General features: G+C 44.3%; 13 protein-coding genes, 2 tRNA genes and 1 rRNA gene. 11 read left to right on the top strand and 5 right to left on the bottom strand.

Going from position 1 to position 14,009, the window contains the following annotated elements; all coding sequences use genetic code 11:
* Positions 1-43: 43 nt before the first annotated feature.
* Positions 44-159: ribosomal RNA gene (gene rrf / locus E4T80_RS07380) — 5S ribosomal RNA — on the top strand.
* A gap of 343 nt (positions 160-502) precedes the next feature.
* Here rrf and E4T80_RS07375 read toward each other — a convergent pair.
* Both E4T80_RS07375 and menB read right to left on the bottom strand, forming a co-directional pair.
* Positions 503-925 (bottom strand): hypothetical protein, encoded by a 423-nt coding sequence (locus tag E4T80_RS07375; protein WP_135056758.1) that lies wholly within the window; start codon positions 923-925, stop codon positions 503-505.
* 262 nt (positions 926-1,187) lie between these two features.
* Positions 1,188-2,045, bottom strand: a complete 858-nt coding sequence (gene menB, locus E4T80_RS07370; protein WP_135056755.1) for a 1,4-dihydroxy-2-naphthoyl-CoA synthase — start codon at positions 2,043-2,045, stop codon at positions 1,188-1,190.
* Positions 2,046-2,208: 163 nt separating this feature from the next.
* Between menB and E4T80_RS07365 the strand changes: the two genes are divergently transcribed.
* From E4T80_RS07365 to E4T80_RS07340, 6 genes are all read left to right on the top strand, one after another.
* A complete protein-coding gene (locus E4T80_RS07365) occupies positions 2,209-2,835 on the top strand; it encodes a hypothetical protein (RefSeq protein ID WP_135056752.1) in 627 nt (208 codons plus the stop codon).
* Positions 2,836-2,841: 6 nt separating this feature from the next.
* Entirely contained in the window at positions 2,842-3,006 is a 165-nt protein-coding gene (locus tag E4T80_RS07360) for a CPBP family glutamic-type intramembrane protease (protein ID WP_135056749.1), read from the top strand.
* 118 nt (positions 3,007-3,124) lie between these two features.
* Positions 3,125-3,451: a DUF413 domain-containing protein gene (locus tag E4T80_RS07355; RefSeq protein WP_135056746.1), complete on the top strand. Its 327-nt coding sequence runs from the start codon at positions 3,125-3,127 to the stop codon at positions 3,449-3,451.
* Positions 3,452-3,508: 57 nt separating this feature from the next.
* Entirely contained in the window at positions 3,509-4,600 is a 1,092-nt protein-coding gene (gene trmA, locus E4T80_RS07350) for a tRNA (uridine(54)-C5)-methyltransferase TrmA (RefSeq protein WP_135056743.1), read from the top strand.
* A 94-nt stretch (positions 4,601-4,694) separates the two neighbouring features.
* Positions 4,695-4,784, top strand: a tRNA-Ser gene (locus E4T80_RS07345).
* 79 nt (positions 4,785-4,863) lie between these two features.
* A tRNA-Ser gene (locus tag E4T80_RS07340) sits at positions 4,864-4,953 on the top strand.
* Positions 4,954-4,992: 39 nt separating this feature from the next.
* On the opposite strand, the gene rluC is transcribed toward E4T80_RS07340, so the two are convergent.
* Positions 4,993-5,955 carry a 23S rRNA pseudouridine(955/2504/2580) synthase RluC gene (gene rluC, locus E4T80_RS07335; protein ID WP_135056740.1) on the bottom strand — a complete coding sequence of 321 codons (963 nt, stop codon included), beginning with the start codon at positions 5,953-5,955 and terminating at the stop codon, positions 4,993-4,995.
* Between the two features lie 108 nt (positions 5,956-6,063).
* Between rluC and E4T80_RS07330 the strand changes: the two genes are divergently transcribed.
* Positions 6,064-6,963, top strand: a complete 900-nt coding sequence (locus tag E4T80_RS07330; RefSeq protein WP_135056737.1) for a mechanosensitive ion channel family protein — start codon at positions 6,064-6,066, stop codon at positions 6,961-6,963.
* Between the two features lie 25 nt (positions 6,964-6,988).
* Here the strand turns inward: E4T80_RS07330 and E4T80_RS07325 are convergent, their stop codons facing one another.
* Complete coding sequence (locus tag E4T80_RS07325; protein WP_135056734.1) at positions 6,989-8,122, bottom strand: MFS transporter; 1,134 nt, start codon at positions 8,120-8,122, stop codon at positions 6,989-6,991.
* Positions 8,123-8,530: 408 nt separating this feature from the next.
* Between E4T80_RS07325 and rne the strand changes: the two genes are divergently transcribed.
* From rne to E4T80_RS07310, 3 genes are all read left to right on the top strand, one after another.
* Positions 8,531-11,482 (top strand): ribonuclease E, encoded by a 2,952-nt coding sequence (rne, locus tag E4T80_RS07320; RefSeq protein ID WP_194186389.1) that lies wholly within the window; start codon positions 8,531-8,533, stop codon positions 11,480-11,482.
* Positions 11,483-11,576: 94 nt separating this feature from the next.
* Complete coding sequence (locus tag E4T80_RS07315) at positions 11,577-12,614, top strand: hypothetical protein (protein WP_135056732.1); 1,038 nt, start codon at positions 11,577-11,579, stop codon at positions 12,612-12,614.
* A gap of 68 nt (positions 12,615-12,682) precedes the next feature.
* The gene (locus tag E4T80_RS07310; protein ID WP_135056730.1) at positions 12,683-13,369 is read left to right on the top strand and encodes a hypothetical protein; all 687 of its coding nucleotides are present in this window, start codon (positions 12,683-12,685) and stop codon (positions 13,367-13,369) included.
* A gap of 79 nt (positions 13,370-13,448) precedes the next feature.
* Here the strand turns inward: E4T80_RS07310 and E4T80_RS07305 are convergent, their stop codons facing one another.
* Positions 13,449-13,988 (bottom strand): KdsC family phosphatase, encoded by a 540-nt coding sequence (locus tag E4T80_RS07305; protein WP_135056727.1) that lies wholly within the window; start codon positions 13,986-13,988, stop codon positions 13,449-13,451.
* Positions 13,989-14,009: the final 21 nt, after the last annotated feature.

The following is a 14,009-nucleotide window of genomic DNA, read 5'->3' as shown; positions in this document are numbered from 1 at the left end:
CATAAAATAAAGAGAAAAGACAACAAACATCATCACCGATTTTCCTGATGGTCATAATGCTGTGGACCCACCTGATTCCATTCCGAACTCAGAAGTGAAACGCAGAGATGCCGATGGTAGTGTGGGGCTTCCCCATGTGAGAGTAGGGCACCATCAGGGTATTAATTAAAGCAAGAAAGCAAAAACAAAAGTAGAGACCCCTAAGCTGAACAGCTTGGGGGTTTTTATGTTTGTAATGCAAAAGTGAACTTTATATTCCTTAGCTGAAAGGAAAGGTAGGGACGCCACGCCGGTGTCCGCTTTATAATACCCTATACCACTTTGTGCATTTTACATAATGTCATGTTTATGGATGCCATGCTGGCCTCCCTACTGCCATTTTATGACGATGTAATCCCGAAAATCTTCCCTCTTTTATTAGAGGAATTTTACATAAATTCAGGTAAAGCCGACTGCTTGTATCCTTGAAGTATAAACGCAATTTAGGGGCGTTTTTATAGCTTTAATGATTTTTTATTTCATTGCCATCATCTCCACCATTGCCGCCGTTACCTCCTTTTCCAAAAAATCCACTATCTCCTCCTTTGCCACCATTACCACCGTTACCATAATGATCATCAGTTTTGGAAGCCCTTTCATTACTGCGGCAATCTAGAGATTTCTCTTTATTACTATTGCAGGTCGGAGTGCGAGCTGTATTTTCCTTGTTATTGGAAAGTAAGGAGCGATTGTTCTCTTCTTTTTCTTGTATGCTATTTGTACCATTCTTACCTGAAGAAGCAAAGGTTTGGGTTGAATGAGAATAACCACCTTTGCCTCCTTCTCCGGGTGTACCGTATGGGGCATTTCCACCGTTGCCACCTTTACCGCCATTTGCTAGAAGATATGACGGCGCTAATAATAAAACCAGTATTAACTTTTTCATTTTGAGTTCCTCTATTTTCAGGGGGATCGTAATAAATTTGGTGAGATTTAAGTTTTTTCTATCTCATATAATAACAGGACATTTTTATTGAACAAAAATTCAACGTGCTTGGGCTGAGATTTTAAAATTTGTGAGATTTGAGGTATTGGAGAGTAAGGGCAGTTAGCGGTTACGTTTAATAATAAATAAATTGAAGACCGCTTGATTTTTCTTCGATGACAAGAGGAATGCAAGCGGTCGGTTTATCGCATAATATTGCAAATTACGGATTACGTTTAAATTTGCTGAAATCCGGTGCGCGCTTTTCGTTGAAAGCGTTACGTCCTTCTTGACCTTCTTCCGTCATATAGAAAAGCATTGTGGCGTTGCCTGCCAGCTCTTGTAAACCGGCTTGACCATCGCAGTCTGCATTCAATGCCGCTTTTAAGCAGCGTAGTGCGATTGGGCTGTTACGCAACATTTCACGACACCAACGCACCGTCTCTTTTTCCAGTTCCGCATAAGGCACCACGGTATTGACCAGCCCCATTTCTAATGCTTCTTTAGCATCGTATTGACGGCATAAGAACCAGATTTCGCGGGCTTTTTTCTGCCCGACAATACGTGCCATATAGCTTGCCCCCCAGCCGCCGTCAAATGATCCGACTTTCGGCCCGGTTTGCCCGAAAATCGCATTTTCAGCGGCAATAGTGAGATCACAGAGCATATGCAGAACGTGTCCGCCGCCAATCGCATAACCGGCAACCATTGCCACCACCGGTTTCGGGCAGCTACGAATATCACGCTGAAAATCCAAAACATTCAGGTGGTGTACGCCGCTTTCGTCTTTATAGCCGCCGTAATCGCCCCGCACTTTTTGGTCGCCGCCGGAGCAGAAGGCTTTTTCACCCTGACCGGTCAGCACAATCACACCGACTTTTTCATCAAAGCGCGCATCGGAAAATGCCTGAATCATCTCTTTCACCGTTTGTGGTCGGAACGCATTGCGGACTTCCGGACGGTTAATCGTAATTTTGGCGATACCATCGCTAGATTTGTGGTAAAGAATATCGGTGTAACCTTGGCTGAAATCGTGCCATTCAACCGGTGCGTAAAGAACTTCGTCTTTTGGGTTTTGCATTTTATGTTCCTTTCAGTAATTTTGACAAGCGGTGGGATTATACCTGAAATTTGCAAAATGTTCCGAAAATCAGCCCGCTTGTCTCAAAGCTGTGGCAGTGATCACAGATTTTCCGTCTTCACTAGGATATAGTGATGCCCTTATTGAATATTGTGTAGATTGAATGATGATGAAATATCGTTTAGTGTTATTGAATATCTTGGTCATTTCGATTCAGCTCATTGTTGAAGTTGCGGGCGATGTTATTTGGCTATGTAGCCTTCTCTTTATCATATTATATCGACGGGCAATATGGGCATATTTGCCGTGGCTCAGATCGTTTTGGGCATTTTTGAAATCCCCCGGTTTAAAGAAAGCGACATTATCGTCAGGTCAATTATTTAATCTCTGTATTGAAATCACTTTAACAAAATCGCTATTTGCGTTTGCTTTACTTATTCCCTTCATAGATTTATTGACCCCAATGGGTTCAGGCAGGTCGTTTGACATAGATATGACAAATAAAATGATGATTGCGGAATTAATTTTATTTGCACCGATAATGGAAGAAATAATGTGTCGCTACGGTTTGAAAAAATTATTTTTTGGCGCTTTGGTGGGCGTGCTATACCTGATTTCTTTATTATTTGAAGGCGATGTACTTTATATTTTATATGGATTAAATCTCTTTGGATTAGCCGTTATTTATTTTCTTGTCATTCAGCGTAAAGTACAGAAATTCTATGTGCGATATTTTGCATTTTTCTATTTTTTATCTGCCATTTTATTTGGTTTGGCACATAGCTCATAATTTAATATGTTTAGTTTAGTTGAATGTATGCCGCAAATACTGTCAGGACTTATTTACGGCTGGGCAAGAATACGATATGGCATATTAAGTGCAATCCTGCTACACAGTATGAATAATGCGTTGGTTTCATTCATTATATTGGTCGGGATCGCTTGGCAAGCGGTCGGATAGCCGTAAATTTTTGCAAAACTGACACTTTTCTTGCATTAAAGCATTGATTTATTGCTCGGTTTTGGCTTTAATGCTTGCCCATTTTTTATTTTTATCTTTCCTATCAGTAGAGGCAATTATGGCAGAGAGTTTTAGCGTAACCCGCCGGTTTTTTGATGATAAAAACTATCCGCGCGGTTTTTCCCGGCACGGCGATTATACTATCCGTGAATCACAATATTTAGAGCAGTTCGGGCAGGCGTGTTTAGCGTTGGAAATAGGTGAGCGTCAGCCTGCGACACCAGAAGAAGCTCAATTTGTTGCGGTGGTGAAAGGTGAGCGTGCTGCGGAAACGGCACTGGAAAAAGTATGGTTAAAATACCGTAATCTAACCAGCAAAACCAAACGCATTTATACCTTATCCGGTGATGTGAGCGGCGATTCCATTGGTGATGATGCCGAATAATTCAGTGAAAAAGGCTTGCAAGAGCCTTTTCTTTTTTCTTAAGGCAGCAATGTGAAAATGACGTTACCCCTTGATCAATATCCCCAGCTTCTTGCAAAAAAATCGGCGAAACTGACCGCTTTACTTGCCCCTTTTTCTGCGCCAGCGCCGGACGTATTTGCTTCCGAGCCGAGCCATTTTCGGCTACGGGCGGAATTTCGTATTTGGCACGAACAGGGCGATTTATTTCATATTATGTTTGATCCGCAAACCAAGCAGCGTTATCGGGTCGATCAATTTACGATTGCCAGTCAACTGATCAACCGAATGATGACGGCACTGTTAGCCCGTATCCGAGGGAATGAACTGTTGAGCTGCAAGTTGTTTCAGGTCGATTACCTCTCTACATTAAGCGGGCAAATTGCCGTTTCTTTGCTCTATCATAAAAGGCTCACGGAAGCGTGGATTGAACAGGCTCAAAAGCTAAAAGCAGCCTTGATTTCAGAGGGCTTTGATGTTCGGATTATCGGGCGGGCGACCAAACAGAAAATCAGTCTGGATCAGGATTATGTGGAAGAAGTGCTGACAGTGGACGGGCGGGATTACCGCTATCGCCAAGTGGAAAACAGCTTCACCCAACCGAACGGCAAAATGAATATTCAAATGTTGCAGTGGGCAAGAGCTTGCACGGCGAATAGCGAAGGGGATCTGCTCGAACTTTACTGCGGTAACGGCAATTTTTCGATTGCGTTAGCCAACCAGTTTCGTCAAGTGTTAGCGACTGAAATTTCAAAATCTTCGGTTGAGTCGGCGCAATATAATATTGCAGTAAATCGCATTGATAATTTATGCATTGTGCGAATGTCGGCGGAAGAATTTACCCAAGCATTGAATGGCGTTCGGGCATTTAACCGATTGAAAGGTATCGATTTATCTGCCTACCGTTGTAACACGATTTTTGTCGATCCGCCAAGAGCAGGCTTGGATCAGGCAACGCTGAATATGGTGCAGGGCTACGAACGGATTTTGTATATTTCGTGTAATCCGCATACATTAGCCGACAATTTAGCCCAACTTTGCCAAACGCACCGTATTGAGCGGTGTGCGCTGTTCGATCAATTTCCTTATACGGAGCATATCGAAAGCGGCGTTTGGCTGGTGAAAAAATAAAAGAGATGCTGAAAAATAAAGCAGCCGATACGTTTGGGCGATTAAATGCTTGACCGTTTAGCTGCTTATCTATATCATCTCAGCCGTTTTCAACGGAGGAATGGTCGAGTGGTTGAAGGCACCGGTCTTGAAAACCGGCGAGGGTTTACGCCCTCCGTGAGTTCGAATCTCACTTCCTCCGCCATCTTATTGATAGCCTGTTGATAAAGCCTTATCAGCAGGTTTTCCCTCTAAAGTATATTAGATTTTACTGTTTTCAATCCGGAGGAATGGTCGAGTGGTTGAAGGCACCGGTCTTGAAAACCGGCGAGGGTTTACGCCCTCCGTGAGTTCGAATCTCACTTCCTCCGCCATATTTTTAAGCCACCTAATCGGTGGCTTTTTTTATTGTCTTAATTTATCGAACGCAACTTTGCCAAGATGCCCTTTAAGGTTTTATCAAGCGGGGCGGTAACGACCATTTCTTCCGCAGTTTTAGGGTGGGTAAAGCGGATAGAATAGGCGTGTAGAAACAAGCGGTTTAAGCCGAGTTGCTGCATTTTGGCATCAAACGCCCGTTCGCCGTATTTATCGTCAAGAGCGATAGGGTGTCCGGCATACTGGGTATGCACACGAATTTGGTGGGTGCGACCTGTTACGGGCGAGGCTTTCACCAAGGTGGCAATCGTATAGCGCTCTTCAATACTAAAGCGGGTTTCAGAGGCTTTGCCTTCTTCGCTCACTCTCACGATACGTTCGCCGCTGGAGAGTTCATTTTTTAGCAGCGGGGCTTTGATCACTTTACAATGGGATTGCCATTGTCCTCTAACCAACGCCAGATAGTCTTTTTGCACCCCTTTTTCCCGCAGTTGTTCGTGTAAGTGGCGTAACGCCGAGCGTTTTTTGGCGACTAGTAAAATGCCGGAAGTATCTCGGTCGATGCGATGTACCAATTCTAAGAAGCGTGCTTGCGGACGTAATGCCCGTAGGGCTTCAATCACGCCAAAACTCAAGCCGCTGCCGCCGTGTACCGCAATGCCGGAGGGTTTATTAATGATCAGCATTACCTCGTCTTCATACAGAATTTGGTTTTCCAACTCGGCGACTTTATTCAGTTTAGTTGAAATTGGCGGTTCACTTTTTTCCGCCACTCTTACCGGCGGTATGCGGACGATGTCATTAGTTTGCAATTTGTATTCCGGCTTAATCCGCCCTTTGTTTACCCGTACTTCCCCTTTGCGAACAATACGATAAATTAGGCTTTTCGGCACACCTTTCAATTTTGCCAATAGGAAGTTATCTAAACGTTGACCGGCTTCATCTTCACTAATAGTAAAAAATTGGACGCCGGCGCTGATGATTTTTTCAGTGGTCATTTTTAGAAATATCGTGTCAAAAATGGCGAAATCCTACCATAAATGTGCCGTTTTCGGCAGAGAGATTGTGCTAGAATGTGCTTTTATTTCAAAATGGAGACAGTGTTAATGACAGCAGAGAGTCAAACCCCACAAAATATTGATATTCAGGCGCAAGCCAATAAAGTGATTCATACCCTTGAAACAATGGATCTGAATACCCTGATTCACCAGTGGATTATCCCTTACGGTACAAAAATTGTGCTTGCCATTGTGATTTTTGTGGTTGGTCGATACCTTGCCCGTTTTCTAAGTAATCTGATTAGCCGAGCGGTTTTGGTTTCTACTAAAGATGAAATGCTCAAAGGCTTTGTCAGATCAATCAGCTACTTCCTCTTTTTGCTGATTGTGATTATTGCCGCCCTTTCTCAATTAGGCATTAATACTGCCTCTCTTGTTGCGTTAATTGGTGCAGCAGGCTTGGCGGTCGGCTTAGCCTTGCAAAATTCATTACAAAATTTTGCCGCGGGCGTGATGATTTTAATCTTCAAACCTTTTGCGCGAGGCAATTATATTGAGGCAGCAGGCGTAGCCGGTGTGGTGGAGCAAATGGGGTTATTGATGTTGGAACTTCGCACCGTAGATAACAAAACCGTGTTAGTACCGAACGGCTCGGTCTTTTCCGGCAGCATTACTAACTATTCCCGTAACGAAACCCGCCGTATTGATTTTATTTTTGATATTGCGTACGAGGCGGACATTGCCCAAGCCAAACAGATTGTCCACACGATTTTGGAGAATCACCCAAATGTGTTGCAAGATCCGAAGCCAACCATTGTTGTGGGTAATTTAGCCGCAAGCAGTGTTCAGCTTTTTGTACGCCCGTGGGTGAAAACAGGCAATTATGCGGCAACGCAGTTTGATATTACCGAGCAAGTGAAGCTGGCTTTCGATAAAGCGGATATTTCTATTCCGTATAATCAGCTGGATTTGCATTTGCCGGATAATGTGTTTGTAAAAAAAGATTAAGAGCCAACTAAAATGCCATAGCTGACTATGGCATTTTTAATTTTGCCAACCTATTCTTTGCATACACGACGCCCCATAAGAGCGCGATAGCGACAATATAGAGGGTGAAAGAAAAGAAGATGTATTTTACATTGTCAATATCCATTATGGCGATTATTGTGAGTAAGGTAGCGCCGACCATTCGACAAGACGCATCAATTAAACTGAACATTGTACTTTGAATGGCTTCATTAAAAATACAGCAGTATTTAGAAAATAAGATATTGGATAATACGATTGAACAAGAGGACAGTAAAAAATAGCAAAGCGAGATGATGTAGCTATTTATCGTATAAAGTGGCAGATAAGTGACGAGTATCGAAGTCAATAAAACTGCTCCTAGTATAGTTGGAACAGCCAATTTAAAGCGTTCCGGCTTTATTTTCCTCGCAAGATAACTCAACCCCCACTGAAACACCATAATCAATACTAATGTATAGCCTAGTTCCATTTGGTTAAAAGCGAGCTCTTTCGCAAAATAAATCGCCCAAAATTGATAGAGAATTTGCAGTAATCCCGAAAACGTAATATAGAAAATAATGTAGCGGTTGAACTTTTTTAGCAAAGAAAATAGCGAGATAGTGATATTTTCGCTCGTGATTATCTTTCTTTCATAAACATTCAGATAAAACGCAATGGCGACTATCATCACGAGGATCGCAAGATAAAAGACGTTTTCGCCCAATGATGCCCCAATCAGAGTAGCAATGATTGTCGAAATAAACATTATCTCGGCACTGCGTGAAATGAGCGAAAAGCCACTTTCCCGCTCGTTTTTGTATTGTAATAGCCAAGCTTCATAAGATCCGACATAAAATGCGATACTCAAACCGTTAAATATTTCCCCTAAAATAACCTTTGTTTCGGAAGGATTGATCATCAACGCAAAATAGCCAATGCCAAATAAGCACGAAAGTATAATGGCGTATCTGTTGCTAAATCTGCGAGCAAATAACGAGGCAGGATAATTAAATAGCACACTAAAGAAAAGCTGGCAGGATTTTGCAATCGCAATCGTGGAGAGGGAAATTCCTTGTTCTGTTAAGTATAGGATTAAAACCGCCCCGATAAATGCACGGGAGAGATTAAAAAAACCGTGGGCAGAAAGTATTTTATACATTTTATTCAACCTATTTCCAACAGAGTAAACGATATCCTATCCTGTTTTTGTAACGAAAAACGTGATTATCTTCACAATTATCCAACATTTATTTAGCATTTTAACACCTTAGTGAAATGACATCGTTTTCACATAGCAGTATCCTTTCCCTTGATAAAGACTCGTAAAAAATGCCATAATGATACGTTTTTTTGAGGTGGGAAGCTGCTCGGCAGTTTTGCAAAAAATGCACCTTAAACGACCGCTTGCAAGCGTTAAAAATGCAGGTTAAGTGATTGATTATGCAGCCTAATATGTGTGTAAGACAATAATCCATCACTGTTGAGCATTTCATTTAAGACAATCGGGAGATTGACAGTGAAGAACAAATGAAGTGAATAATTAAACGAAAAATAATGAGAAAACACAATGAAAAGAATGTTAATTAATGCAACTCAAAAGGAAGAGTTGCGGGTTGCCTTGGTTGATGGGCAACGTTTATTCGATTTAGATATTGAAAATCCCGGACACGAGCAAAAAAAGGCAAACATTTATAAAGGGAAAATTACCCGTGTTGAACCAAGCCTTGAAGCCGCTTTTGTCGATTACGGCGCAGAACGCCACGGTTTCCTCCCCCTGAAAGAAATTTCCCGTGAATATTTCCCGCAAGGCTATGTTTTCCAAGGTCGCCCGAATATTAAAGATATTATTCAAGAAGGGCAGGAAATCATCGTCCAAGTCAATAAAGAAGAACGGGGTAACAAAGGGGCGGCACTAACCACCTTTATCTCGTTAGCGGGCAGTTACTTGGTGTTAATGCCGAACAATCCGAGAGCGGGCGGCATTTCACGCCGCATTGAAGGTGATGAACGTTTAGAGCTAAAAGAAGCGCTGGATTGTTTAGACGTGCCGGAAGATGTCGGGTTGATCGTGCGTACCGCCGGCGTAGGCAAATCGCCGGAAGAGTTGCAGTGGGATTTAAAAGTGTTACTGCACCATTGGGAAGCGATTAAAAAAGCGGCGGAATCCCGCCCTGCGCCTTTCCTTATCCACCAAGAAAGCGATGTGATAGTGAGGGCAATCCGTGATTACCTCCGCCGTGATATCGGTGAAATCTTAATTGATAACCGCAAGATTTTCGAGAAAGCCAAAAATCATATCCGCCTCGTACGCCCTGATTTTATCAACCGTGTACGCCTTTACGAAGGTGAAGTACCCTTGTTTAGCCACTACCAAATCGAATCGCAAATTGAATCAGCGTTCCAACGTGAAGTGCGTTTACCGTCCGGCGGTTCGATTGTCATTGACGTTACCGAAGCATTAACGGCGATTGATATTAACTCCTCTCGTGCTACCCGTGGCGGCGATATTGAAGAAACGGCGTTAAACACCAACCTTGAGGCCGCCGATGAAATTGCCCGCCAATTACGCCTGCGGGATTTAGGCGGTCTGATCGTGATTGATTTTATTGATATGACGCCGGTACGCCACCAGAGAGAAGTGGAAAACCGTATCCGTGAGGCAACCCGCCAAGATCGGGCGAGAATCCAATTTGGTCGGATTTCCCGTTTCGGCTTGCTGGAAATGAGTCGCCAACGTTTAAGCCCGTCATTGAGCGAAGCCTCCTCCCACGTCTGCCCTCGTTGTCAAGGTACAGGCAAAGTGCGGGATAATGAATCCATCGCCCTTTCCATTTTGCGTCTGCTTGAAGAAGAGGCGATCAAAGAAAATACCGCCCAAGTGCATACCATTGTGCCAGTGCAAATTGCCTCTTACTTGCTGAATGAAAAACGCCGAGCGATCAGCGATATTGAAAAACGCCACAGCGTACAAGTAGTTGTCGTACCGACAGAAACAATGGAAACCCCGCATTTCAGTGTCTATCGCCTGCGTGAAAGTGAAATTGTGCCGACCTTGAGCTACGACTTAGCCAAACGCTATCAAGAACGTGAAGAGGAACATTCATACCATACACATTCCGATGAAGCGTTAGTAACCCGCAACGAACCGGTGCTGACCGTTGAGTCCGTTTTGCAAAATAGCGAGCTAAACTTACCGCCTGCACCGACCCCGACAGCACCGAGCAAGCCGTCATTACTCAGCCGCCTGTTCAGCGCAATCAAGGGCTTATTTGCAGAGAAAGAAGAAGCGCCGAAGAAAAAAGCGAAAAATAGCAAACCGCGTAATCAGCGTGAACGCCGCCAGCAACGCCGTGAACGCCCGAATCGTAATGAACGCCAAGAACGCAAGCAAAATGCGGTGCAGCCTGACGTTGTCAAAGAGAGTAGCGAGCCGAAGAAACGCCGTGAAATTGTCGAAGAAGTGGCGGGAGCAAACACCGAGCGGGCGACACAACAAGCGAAAGTGATGGAACGCCGTCAGCGCCGTGATTTACGCAAAAAAGTGCGGGTTGAAAGCGAAAATACAACCGAAGTCACCCAAAAAGCAGTGCCGCCGGTTACAACACAAGTAGAATCGCCAACACCAAACTTGCCTGCACCGGCGGTTGAAGCAAAAGCACCATTACCGGAGGTTCAACCGATCGCACCGCTTGCCACGGAATTGCCTTCAGAGGCGGACGTTCCGGTTAAACCGGAAAAAGACGACACAGAAGGGCGTGAAAATAATCGCCGCCGTCTGCCACGTCATTTGCGGGTCGGCAATCAACGTCATCGTGAACGCCGAGAAAAAGTTAAAGCGCCGATGCCTTTAGCAGCTGCGGTAGCCTCGCCGGAGCTTGCAAGCGGTAAGGTTTGGGTAAAAATTTGCAACACACCGAAAGCGGTAGAGGAAAAAACACGTTTTCTTTCCGTTGATGAAATGTTACAGCAACAATCCCAACCAAAACCGGTATCGCCGAAGCCGGAAAGCATCGCCCCGTTTGGTGCGGTAGTGGCACAGGACAGCGATCGTGATTTGGTTAAAGAGCATCGTCAGCCGCAGGCACATAATGAGGCTAAGCTCACAAAAGATCGCCCGCTTGAAGCGACTGCACAGCCGTTTGGTTTGGTATTAACGCAAGAAAGCGAGCGGGATTTGGTAAAAGAAAATCACCAACGCCGCAATGCACAATCCCCGACTATTAATGCTGATACAGCGGCAGAGGTTCAGGAACACGCCAGTGATGAGATTGTTGCACCGATAAGCAATTACCAAAGCACATACCGCTTTGAAGGGAAATTAGGCACATTCTCACGGGTGGCTCATACGCAAGCGGAAATGACCGTTGCGGCAGCCTCGCCAGAGCCTATCGAACCGGTGGTTATCACAGAATGGCAGCATTCTAAATACTACTTCTACGGCAAAGGGTTTGGCGGTCATTCAAGTGCGGTCAGCCACGTTTACTCCGCCGCTCGAGTAGCGCGTTTTGAGGAAAAATAAACCGATAGATTAAAATTTCAACGCCTTTGCGGAACTCTTCGCCAAAGGCGTTATCTAAACGATGTATTTTTACACACTTATGAGGATTACCTTAATGAAAAAATCATTATTAACGGCAGTAGTATTAGGTTCTGTATTTGGTTTAGCCGCTTGTGATCAAGCAAAAGAAACGGCGGCAGAAGTAAAGCAAACCGTTGTTGAAGCAAAAGACGCAGTCGTTGAGAAAGCGGCAGAAGTCAAAGACGCTGCGGTTGAAAAAGCCACTGAAATGAAAGATGCGGCAGCAGCGAAAATGGAAGAGACAAAACAAGCAGCAACCGATGCGAAAGACGCAGTAGCTGACAAAGCAACTGAAATGAAAGATGCGGCAGCAGCGAAAGTGGAAGACGCAAAACAAGCGGCAACCAATGCGAAAGACGCAGTAGCTGAAAAAGCCACTGAAATGAAAGATGCGGCAGCAGCAAAAGTTGAAGAAGTAAAACAAGCGGCAACTGATGCGAAAGATGCAGTAGCTGACAAAGCAACTGAAATGAAAGATGCGGCGGCAGCGAAAGTGGAAGACGCAAAACAAGCGGCAACCAATGCGAAAGACGCAGTAGCTGAAAAAGCCACTGAAATGAAAGATGCGGCAGCAGCAAAAGTTGAAGAAGTAAAACAAGCGGCAACTGATGCGAAAGATGCAGTAGCTGACAAAGCCACTGAAATGAAAGATGCGGCGGCAGCGAAAATGGAAGAAGTAAAACAAGCGGCAACCAATGCGAAAGACGCAGCGGCTGAAAAAGCTACTGAAATGAAAGAGGCGGCAGCAGCAAAAGTTGAAGAAGTAAAACAAGCGGCAACCAATGCGAAAGACGCAGTAGCTGACAAAGTAACTGAAATGAAAGAGGCGGCAGCAACGAAAGTAGAAGACGCAAAACAAGCGGCAACTAATGCGAAAGACGCAGTAGCTGAAAAAACCACTGAAATGAAAGATGCGGCAGCAGCGAAAATGGAAGACGCAAAACAAGTGGCAGCTGATGTCAAAAATGCGGTTGTTGAAAAAGCAACGGAAGCGAAAGATGCTGCTAAAGAAGCGATGAAAGCAATCGGTGATAAAGCAGAAGAAGCAAAATCAGCGATAGAAAATAAATAATTCTAAAATAAAAGAGAGGCACAGAGGAGACTGTGCCTCTTTTCAATATCAATTAAGTGGGGTATTAAATGAAAAAATCACTATTATCACTTATCATTTTGGCGGCATTTGGGGTGAGTGCTTGCGATAACGGTAAGGCAAAATTAGAAGCGGATCTGAAAGCGGCACAAGCGAAGATCGTGGAAGTACAAAAAGCGGCGGAGTTACAAGTCGCACAAGCGGAACAAAATGCCGATGCTAAAATCGCTGAAGTGAGCGCTTTTGCTGAAACGCAGATCCTTGAATTACAAAAAGCCAGTGAAGCGAAAATTACCGCGATTCAGAAAGCGTCAGATGAAAAAGTTGCTCAAGTTACGCAGGCTGCCGAGGCAAAAATTGCCGAAGTTGAAAAATCGTTAGAAAGCCGCATTGCGGAAGCGAAAAAAGTAAGTGAAGCAAAATGGAACGAAATGCGTCAGGCTTTGGAACAGAAATTAGCTGAGCCAAATGCGAAGAAAGAAGATGATAATAAAGCGGATTCGGTAGATAAAAAAGGCAAATTTGTCGAAACTTTAAAGGATGTAAAAGAGAGTATCGGGCATTCTGTAACCGAAGCAAAAGCGGTCATCGCCGAAAAAATGGGGGCGTTTGGTAAAGTGATTCAAGACGCTGCCGCAGATTTAAAAGCAGATGCAAAAGAGGCGGTTGAAGCCGTGAAAGAGACTGTTGCAGAAGGGAAAGATAAGGTCGCTGACGAAGCGAAAAAAGCGGAGTAATCAGCTTATTTCCCTTATAAAAATAGAATATTGCGTTAAAGCTGGAGAACCGGCTTTAACGCATTTTTTATAGGCCGCATCATTGCGCCATTTTATCAACGACTTCCAAAAACCCTTCCGCAGTGGCATAAACGGCTTCTTTGCCCTGTGCTTTTAAGATCTGATCCGATAATTCACGAAATGCCGCTTGCCCACCGGCTCGGTTTAACACTATATCCGCTTTGGCTTTAATATAATCAAAGGTATCGCCGACTGCGACGGCTAAGCCACAGGTTTCAAAGGCGGGGAGATCGAGGGTATCATCGCCGATGAAGACGGTTTGTTCGGCACTTACCCCCGCTTGTTGCATTAACTCAAGGCAGCCTTGCCGTTTAGACATTTTGCCCAGTTGAAAGAGGGTAATGCCCAAATGTTGAATGCGGCGGCGTAAAATCGGCGTGTCGCCGCCGGAGAGTACTGCCACTTGAATGCCGCACGCCAGTAGCATTTTTATGCCCAAGCCGTCTTTGACATTAAAATATTTCACGGCTTCGCCCTGCCCATCGTAATAGAGGCTGCCATCGGTCAGCACGCCGTCCACATCGGTAATCACTAATTTAATTTTTGCCAGTCTCTCCATTGGGTGTCCTTGATTTTCGAA

It is taken from the genome of Muribacter muris, assembly GCF_004569585.1.
In the GTDB taxonomy this organism is placed as follows: Bacteria; Pseudomonadota; Gammaproteobacteria; order Enterobacterales; family Pasteurellaceae; genus Muribacter; species Muribacter muris.
The sequence above is the reverse complement of the archived record's forward strand: the minus strand, read 5'-3'. Positions and strand labels throughout refer to the sequence as shown.